General features: G+C 69.3%; 7 protein-coding genes and 1 pseudogene. 3 read left to right on the plus strand and 5 right to left on the minus strand.

Features of this window, described 5'->3' with window-relative positions; translation table 11 throughout:
* Window positions 1–67 precede the first annotated feature (67 nt).
* From VFX99_RS14170 to VFX99_RS14190, 5 genes are all read right to left on the minus strand, one after another.
* Window positions 68–1,060 carry a cyclase family protein gene (locus tag VFX99_RS14170; protein ID WP_329666938.1) on the minus strand — a complete coding sequence of 331 codons (993 nt, stop codon included), beginning with the start codon at window positions 1,058–1,060 and terminating at the stop codon, window positions 68–70.
* On the minus strand, window positions 1,057–2,019 hold the full coding sequence (locus tag VFX99_RS14175) for a fumarylacetoacetate hydrolase family protein (protein ID WP_329666939.1): 963 nt from the start codon (window positions 2,017–2,019) through the stop codon (window positions 1,057–1,059). Before VFX99_RS14175 ends, VFX99_RS14170 begins: the two co-directional genes overlap by 4 nt.
* Before the next feature lie 86 nt (window positions 2,020–2,105).
* Window positions 2,106–3,125: a VOC family protein gene (locus VFX99_RS14180; RefSeq protein WP_329666940.1), complete on the minus strand. Its 1,020-nt coding sequence runs from the start codon at window positions 3,123–3,125 to the stop codon at window positions 2,106–2,108.
* A gap of 129 nt (window positions 3,126–3,254) precedes the next feature.
* Window positions 3,255–4,028, minus strand: a complete 774-nt coding sequence (locus VFX99_RS14185; RefSeq protein WP_329666941.1) for a hypothetical protein — start codon at window positions 4,026–4,028, stop codon at window positions 3,255–3,257.
* Window positions 4,025–5,065: a Gfo/Idh/MocA family oxidoreductase gene (locus VFX99_RS14190; protein ID WP_329666942.1), complete on the minus strand. Its 1,041-nt coding sequence runs from the start codon at window positions 5,063–5,065 to the stop codon at window positions 4,025–4,027. Before VFX99_RS14190 ends, VFX99_RS14185 begins: the two co-directional genes overlap by 4 nt.
* A 109-nt stretch (window positions 5,066–5,174) precedes the next feature.
* On the opposite strand from VFX99_RS14190, the gene VFX99_RS14195 reads away from it, so the two are divergent.
* The 3 genes and pseudogenes from VFX99_RS14195 to VFX99_RS14205 all read left to right on the plus strand — a co-directional run.
* On the plus strand, window positions 5,175–6,440 hold the full coding sequence (locus tag VFX99_RS14195; protein ID WP_329666943.1) for an ROK family protein: 1,266 nt from the start codon (window positions 5,175–5,177) through the stop codon (window positions 6,438–6,440).
* A gap of 89 nt (window positions 6,441–6,529) precedes the next feature.
* Window positions 6,530–7,960, plus strand: coding sequence for a hypothetical protein (locus VFX99_RS14200; protein ID WP_329666944.1), 1,431 nt, complete (start codon window positions 6,530–6,532; stop codon window positions 7,958–7,960).
* A pseudogene (locus tag VFX99_RS14205) lies at window positions 7,957–8,317 on the plus strand (ThuA domain-containing protein); the annotation flags it as partial. The gene VFX99_RS14200 and the pseudogene VFX99_RS14205, both read left to right, overlap by 4 nt.

The following is an 8,317-nucleotide window of genomic DNA, read 5'->3' on the forward strand; positions in this document are numbered from 1 at the left end:
CCGGCGATGGCGACCTTCTGGACTGCGGTCATGTCAGAACCTCCCTGTTCTCGTACTGCTGTCGGATCTACAGGATCGCGACGGGATTGATGGGTGAGCCGACCGCACCCGTGATGGGCAGCGGCGCGGCGGAAAGCAGGAATTCGTAGCGGCCGGACTCCGCGCAGACCTCGGCCAGCGACTCGAGATCCCACATCTCGCCGATGGTGAGGCCGAGGTTGGGGATCACGACCTGGTGGAGCGGCTGGAACGCCGGCACGTCGAATTCGTTCGGGCGCACTTCGAAGCCCCATGTGTCGGTCGCGATCGCCGCGATCTCGGTGCGGTGCAGCCATCCGGCCGTGGTCAGCGAGAGCCCGGGCGCGGGTCCGCCGGCGTAGTCGCCCCAGCCGTCGCGGCGCGCACGCGCGAGCTGTCCGGTGCGGACGAGGACGATGTCGCCGCGCCCGATGACGACACCCTGCGCGGCGGCGGCGGCGTCCAGATCGGTCGCCGTGATCGCGTATCCGTCGGGCAGCTCGCCGGTGTCAGGCCGCAGGTGCCGGCCGACGTCGAGCAGGACGCCACGGGACACGATGACGGATGCCGCGTGCTCGATGCCCGTGACGAGGTCGCCCTCGCTCGTGACGACGTCGCCCGCGCGGCGCCCGTTCCAGGCGTTGCCGTGGTCGAAGATGTGGCCGAGCCCGTCCCACTGCGTCGAGCACTGCAGCGGCATGGAGATGACGTCGTCCGCGCCGCCGATCCCGTGCGGGAAGCCCTGGTTGCCCCGCTCCGCATCGGTGCCGGTGTCGGTCATCGTGTGCACCGGGTTCGTGCGGCGCCGCCAGCCCTTCTGCGGCCCATTCGTATCGAACGACTGCGCGAGCGAGATCACGCGCCCGTCGCGCACGAGTCCCGCCGCGGCCACCCGCTGCGACGGCTCGATGAAGTTCAGGGTGCCGAGCACGTCGTCCTGGCCCCAACGGCCCCAGTTGCGGTACGCCTCGGCGCGCGCCGAGATCTCGGCCTCGGGATCGGTGCGGTCGAGGTCGGCGGGGTTGTCGGACGGCGTGGTCACGCGGCATCCTCCGAGACGCACCGGACGATCTGGGTGCCGAGGCCTTCGATCGACGCGGTCATCACGTCGCCGTCGCGCAGGAATCGCTTCCAGTGCTGCCCGTTGCCCGCCGGGCTGCCGGTCAGCAGGATGTCGCCCGGCAGCAGCGGCATCGTCTGCGAGGCGCCCGAGATCAGAGCCGGGATGTCGAACAGCAGGTCTTCGGTCGACGCATCCTGCATCACCTGACCGTTCAGGTCGAGGCGCACATTCAGCTCGCCCTCCTGCACGAACTGGGCGGGCACCAGGAACGGACCGGTCGGCAGGAACCCGGGAGCGTTCTTGGAGCGGTACCAGTCGGTGCCGATCTCCTTCATGTCCTTGCGGAACACCAGGTCGCGGGTGGTGATGTCGTTGACGATCGTGTAGCCCGCGACGTGGTCGAGCGCATCCTCACGCGAGACGTGGAAGGCCTCCCGTCCGATGACCACGGCCAGCTCGAGCTCCCAGTCGTGCACCTCGCTGTACGACGGCAGCACGAGTGGCACATCGTCGCCGACAACGCACGCAGGCAGCCCGATGAAGAAGTACGGCTCGCCGTTCGCGGCGCGGTCGTCCATCATCGAGCTCGCGAACTCGCGAGCCTCGTCGGGCGTGCGGTCGGTGTTCTGCGTGAGACCGGCGGCGACGAGCTCGATCACGTGCTGACGGTAGTTGGCACCCGCCTGCAGCACCTGGCGCGGCTGCACGGGCGCGGTGAGGGTGACGTCGCCCAGCGGCCTCCACCCGTCTTCGACGTCGGCGAGCGCGGCGATCGAGCTCCAATCGCCGGACGCGAGGAAGGCGTTGAGGTCGGGCGCGCCGAGCTCCTCCGAGCTGACCGGGCGGATCCGGTCGCCGGCGACAACTCCGAGGACGGTCGAATCGCCGTCGCGGTAGCGGGCGAGGGCGTAGGGGGCGGTGGGTCCGGTCGACGTCATCGTCTCAGTCTCTCTTTATCTGGCTCTCGTGTCGCCGGTGGGGAGGGCGGGATCCCGCGCATCACGGGATCCCGTCCTCGAGTCGATCAGCCCTGGCCGTGCTTGGCGTAGGGGTTGAACAGGGCTTCCTTGATCTCGTCCGGAACGCCCTCTTCGGTTGCGCTCGGGCCGTCGGCCGGCGGGAAGGACTCCGTCATCGACATCGGCATCGCGCTGTTGCGGTAGAAGTTGTTCGATCCCTGCGACGGACGCCACGTGTTGGGCTCCCAGTCGGGCACGTAGTTGCGGTAGCCGCCGGTGTTGAGCTCGATGCGCAGCGAGGACGGCTCGCGGTAGTAGAGGAAGTTCTGCTCGCCGATGCCGTGGATCGACGGGCCGTACTCGATCGGGTAGCCGTTCTCCATGAGCACGTCCGCGGCGATGAGCAGCTCCTCGCGGGTGTCGACCCAGAACGCGTAGTGGTTGACGCGGCCGGCACGCGTGGATCCGTCGAGCACGACCCCGAGGTCGTGCGACTTCTCGTTCGTCGTGAGGACGGAGAAGACCGAGATCGGAGCCTCGTCGAGGATGGTCTTGGCCATCACCCGGTAGCCGAGCACCTCGCTGTACCAGGCCGCGAAAGCGTCGACGTCGCTCGTGGCGATCGTGACGTGGTCGAGCTGCCGCGGAGCGCCCGCGACCTTGCTGCGGCGGTTGGGGCGGTCGGGGTAGATCGATGCGCTGTCGCCCTCGGTGACGTGCACCCGCTCGACGTCCCAGTGCAGGGTCAGAGTGTGGCCCCAGGGTCCGGTGAAGCGGTACGCCCGGCCGATGGCGTGACCGTCGAACCACTCGCCCTCCACGCCCGCGGCCTCGACGCGCTTGGCCGCCTCTTCGAGCGCCTCGGGGCTCGATGTGCGCCATGCGGCGGTGACGAGCGAGGGCTCGTCGCCCGGCGACACGACGACGGAGTACTTGTAATAGTCGCCCCAGCAGCGCAGGTAGACCTTGCCGTCGATTCGGTCGACTTCGGTGAGTCCGACCTGGTTGACGTAGAAATCGACGGACGCCTCGACATCGGGCGAGGTGATCTCGACGTACGAGAGATGGGAGAGCAGCTTGATCATCTTCGATCCCTTCGAGGAAGCTTGCGGGTGAACCCCTAACTACTTTCGCTTCATACCCGCATATCAGGGAATCCCATATCGCCGATGACGAGAATCAGCGGCATCTATGCCCTGCCGACGAGAGTCCGACTACGGCGCGAGGCCCGGCATCCGCTCGACGAGGTCGGTGTCGGCAAGCAGTTCGCCGAGGTCATCGGAACGATCCCGGTCGGCGAGCACCGCGACCGCGCGGCGAAGCGCGAGACGTTCCGAGGACTCGAACCTGGTGGGGGAGGTCAGCCGACCCACGGCGGATGCGGTGGTGACACGAGCCGCCCGACCGTCGATCTCGACGTCGGTGATCGTCTCGCCCAGCGCATGCGCGCGTATCCATCCCGGCCCGGGTCGAGCGGTGACGGTGACCGTCAGCGTGCCGGCGATGCCCGCCTCCGTCTGGAGCAGCGCCAGCGCACCGTCGGACGAGGCGACCGCGAGGCCTCCTCCGGCGAGCACGCGGAGCCAGCCGACCGCGTCGCGCGTCACCGACAGCAGCCCCGCCTCGCCGGCGCCGCCGTCGACGGTGAGCACTCGCGGCGATCCACCCGCGCGTCGGTCGATCGCGTCTCCCGCGACGTCCGCCCGCAGCAGCGGCCGCTCGATGATGAGCGGGATGTGCAGCCCCTGCGCGAGCGCCCGCAGCTCGGTGGCAGGCACGAACTCAGGCTCGGCCACCACCAGCGCGGCAGCGCCGGTCTCCGAAGCCGCGAGCGCGGCATCCGTCCAGCCCGCAGTCCCCGGGATGACCACGAGCGCGCCCGGAACGCGCTCGGCGGACCGCGTGCTCAGCGGGAGCTCGGACACCGCCGCGTGGTAGCGCCCCGTGGGGTCGACCACGCCGACGACCTCTGCGGCGTCGCCGGTCATCGTCCGGCATCCTCGAGGATCAGCGCGGCCGCCGCGTCTGCCAGCGTGATGCAGTAGCGCGCGTCGTCGAGCAGTTCGTCGTACTCGACGACGCTGGTGCCCAGCAGGACGTCCGCGAGCGCTCGCCACTCGGCGAGGTAACCGTCTTCGGCAGCGGTCGGATACGTCGTCAGCTTGCCCGTGGGCGATGTGACCCGCACCACCGCACTGCCGACATGGACGAACGCCGGCGGGAACGACACCTCGATCAGATCGGTCTCGGTCGTGATGTTGAGGCGCCAGACCGCGTCCCCGCCCTCCGGAAGCATGACGGTCGTGAGGCGCACCGGGATGCCGGATGCCCGATAGCCGACGGTGTAGCCGATCGGAGCGATCGCGCGCGCGAAGACCACGTCCTCGAGGACCGGCGCGAGATCCCGCAACATCGGCAGATCGTGCACGGCGAGACCCGTGATGAGCTGACGGACGACGGATGCCGCGACCTCCGGCACCGACAGATCGGGGCCGCCGCGACCCGGGGCGACCGCCGGCGCCGGCAGTTCCGTGACGACGTCGTGGTACCGGCCGTTCGGCGGCAGGGCCAGGGTCACCGAGATGGAACGTACGGTCAGACCGCCCGCGAGGAGGTGGTGCTTGGCCCGCCCCCAGGCCGGGTCGTAAAGGTGGTTGGTACCGACCAGGAGCGCGGTCCCGTCGTTTCGGCACGCGTCGATCACAGCCTCGGCATCCGCCACTGTCGTCGCCAGGGGCTTCTCGCACAGCACCGCGCGCTTACCGGCCGCGACGCTCGCCAGGATCTGAGCGGCGTGCTCGGCAGGCGGGCTGCACAGCACGACGACCGACACGCGGTCGTCGGCGAGCAGATCTGCGACTCCGGAAGACCAACGCGCTCCGACGCGCGCGGCGAGGCTCTCCGCTCGTCCGCTTCCGCTGTCGGAGACATGCACGACCTGGAACTCGGCTCCGAAGCGCGCCAGCGTCGGCAGATGCAGCGCGGCCACCCCAGGCCCCGCGCCGACGATTCCGACACCGTGCAACGTCTCACTGCCTTCCAGTTTTGCTTAAAGCGTACCTAAGTATTTCGAACGTTGACTATAGAGGCGCCCAAATGCTCGGAAGCGGCCAGAAGTTGTGCGAAAATCGACCATGGCCACGGAGTCCACTCTGCGTTTCGGCGCTCAGACCGATGAAGTGACGAGCCTTCTGCGGATCGTCAACATGGTGCGCACCGCCGACGCGTCCACGCGCCCGGAGATCGGCCGGGTCACCGGCCTGGGCCGAGGTGTCGTGACGCAGCGAGTGGACCAGGCGATCGAGATCGGCTACCTGGAGGACGGCGAGTTCGGCCCGTCTTCGGGGGGGAGGGCCCCTCGGACCCTCCGCTTCCGCGGCAGCAGGGGACGCATCATCGTGTGCGCGCTCGGCGCGCTGCACATCCACGTGGGCGTCGCGATGCTCGAGGGCGACATTCTCGAGCAGACGCATCGCACGTGGGACATCTCGCGCGGACCCGCGGAGACGCTCGATACGGCGCTCGCCATGATCGACGAAGTGCTCGGCCGCACGCCCGACGTGCCGGTGTGGGGGGTTTCGGTCGGCATCCCGGGGCCCGTGGACTTCAGTTCCGGTCGACCCGTCGCACCGCCGATCATGCCCGGCTGGAACGGATTCGACATCCGGCGTCGCTTCGAGCAGCGGTACAACGCTCCGGTGTGGGTCGACAACGACGTCAATCTCCTCGCGATGAACGAGCGCACGCGCCGTCGCGACGAGCACATCGACCTGATCTACTGCAAGATCGGCTCCGGGATCGGCGCCGGACTCCTCTCGCAGGGCCGGATCCACCGCGGCGCGAACGGAGCCGCCGGCGACATCGGGCACGTGCGGGTCGCGGGCTCGGACGCGTTGTGCAGGTGCGGCAAGATCGGCTGCCTCGAGGCGGTCGCGGGCGGCTGGGCTCTGGTGCGCGACGCCGAGATCGCGGTCGCCGACGGTGCGACCGGTGCCCTCGCCCAGCGCACGCGGGAGGGCCAGCCGCTGACCCCGGAGGTGATCGCACGTGCGGCCGAGGACGGCGATGCGCTGGCGATCTCTTTGATCCAGCGGTGTGCGCGAGTAGTCGGAGAGTCGATCGCGGCCCTGGTCAACATGTTCAACCCCGGCACGATCGTGATCGGCGGCGCGGTGGTCGGCGCCGGCGAGGTGTTCCTGGCCGAGGTGCGGCAGCGCGTGTACGAGCTGTCGCTTCCCCTCGCAACGCGCGATCTGAACATCGTCCAGTCGCAGAGCGACCTTCGCGAGCCGCTGCGGGGTGGAGCCGAGATGGTACGCGAACAGCTGTTCGACGTCACGTTCCCACGGTGGTTCGCGGACGGCCGGCCGACCATCGAGGCCGTGCACGGAACCGCGTGACACTTCTTTCGCTTTTCTACTAAAGCGTGTAGATTATCGTCGTAAGCCGGTCGTCAACCCGGTGAACGAGCCACGAGGACGTGCCCGCAATGACCCTGACCGCCCTGCGCGAGGATGCCCTGCGCTCGACCCACGACGGATTCGATCTCCGGCTCGGACTGCCGTGGATCCGGTCGCTTCCGGTCGCCAGCCTGGCCGACCTGACCGTCTCGATCGACGGGGACCCCGTCGAAGGACTGAGTGTCGAGCTCGGCGGGCGTGGCGTGGTTCCCTCCGCGCTCGCGGACGAGAGCGGATGGTGGTTCCTCCAGGACCGCCTTACGATCCGCGGTCCTCAGGTGCTCGCGCCCGGCGCTCATGACGTCGCGGTTTCGTTCCGCCTCGTCATCCCCTATCTGCAGACCGGACCGGACGGCCCGCTCGCGCTGCCGTTCCACATCGGACGATCGCTGACGCTGGATGCCGCGGCCTCCGTCACCGACGTGCCCCCGCCCTCGGTCGTTGAGCGAGCGGCGGAGCCGCGAGACGAAACGCCCCCCGTCGGCTGGACGCTCGCGGCATCCGCCTTCAACTGGACGCCCGACGTGATCCGCGCCGAACGCGCCGCACCCGACATCGCCGTCGCGATCGTCGCGGACGGGGTCGCCCCCGTGATCGAGCTCGAGCCCGGTCAGCTGTGGCGATCGTTTCCGACGACGACGGATGCCGAGGTCGACGCCCTGCGCGCCGGGCTCGACGCGGTCGGGGGCGGTGTGAGCATCGTCGGCGCGAGCCTGGACGACTGGATCAGCCCGACGCAGCGCCGCACCGAGGCCGAGCGCCTCGCGTTCCTGCTGCCGCAGCTGCATGCCGCGCATCGTGTCGGTGCCGCGGGCGTGCGGCTGCCGATCGGTCAGGCCGGCGAATCGCTGCTGAAGCAGCTGCTTCCGGTGCTGCACGAGCTCGACCTCGTCCTGTTCGAGGAGATCCAGGGTCAGCAGACCCCCGCTTCAGCCGCTGCCAAGCCCGCCATCGAGACCATCGCGGGCATCGACGACCCGCACGTGCGGCTCCTCGTCGACATCAGCATGCTGATGCCGTCGCTGCCGCCGAGCTACCTCGAGCTGCTGCGCGAGGGAGGCGTGCCCCAGCCCCTGCTGCAGCGACTCGCCACCGACTGGCGCGACCCGGCGACGAACGCAGCCGTGATCGATGTGCTCCGTTCGGGAGGCGTTCCGCCGCAGGTGCACACCGCCTTCATGAACCTGCTGGTGCGGTTCGGCCGGTCGGATGCCGCGGACCTCCGCGGCATCCTTCCCCTGGTCGGCGCGTTCCACCTGAAGTTCTGGGATCTCGACGACACCGACGGCCGTGTGTCGCAGCCGATCCGCGACCTCGGCGCCGAGCTCGTGGGCACCGACTTCGCCGGCACGCTGTGCAGCGAGTGGGGCGGGCACGAGTGGCTCGATGACGACCCGACGACGATGACCCGAAACCACCTCGCGCTGGCTGGCCGCGCGCTGAACGGAGCGAACGCATGACCGACACCCTCAACGTGCTGATCCTGTCCGGACACATGACGATCGAGCACGACAACGAGCACCGCAGCTTCCGCCAGCACAACCAGTGGCTGACCACCCTCCTCGAAGACACCGGGCGATTCCGGGTGCGGGTCGTGGAGGACCCCCGTGGCCTGGGCGCGGAGATCATCGACAAGTACGACGTCGTGATCGTCGTCTTCGAAGGGCGCGACGGCTACCACGACAAGGCGGTAGGGTTCGGCGCCGAGACGGATGCCGCGCTCCTGCGCTTCGTCCATGATGACGGCAAGGGCATCGTGTGGTTCCACGGCTCCGCCGCGCAGGAGGACTCGTGGGGCTACCCCGAGGAGTACAACG

This window comes from Microbacterium sp., from assembly GCF_036277215.1.
GTDB lineage: Bacteria > Actinomycetota > Actinomycetes > Actinomycetales > Microbacteriaceae > Microbacterium.

Excerpts from the sequence above, each read along its gene's own strand:
- VFX99_RS14175 (WP_329666939.1), bottom strand. The coding sequence starts at position 2,019 with ATGACGTCGACCGGACCCACCGCCCCCTACGCCCTCGCCCGCTACCGC.
- VFX99_RS14180 (WP_329666940.1), bottom strand. The coding sequence starts at position 3,125 with ATGATCAAGCTGCTCTCCCATCTCTCGTACGTCGAGATCACCTCGCCC.
- VFX99_RS14185 (WP_329666941.1), bottom strand. The coding sequence starts at position 4,028 with ATGACCGGCGACGCCGCAGAGGTCGTCGGCGTGGTCGACCCCACGGGG.
- VFX99_RS14195 (WP_329666943.1), top strand. The coding sequence starts at position 5,175 with ATGGCCACGGAGTCCACTCTGCGTTTCGGCGCTCAGACCGATGAAGTG.
- VFX99_RS14200 (WP_329666944.1), top strand. The coding sequence starts at position 6,530 with ATGACCCTGACCGCCCTGCGCGAGGATGCCCTGCGCTCGACCCACGAC.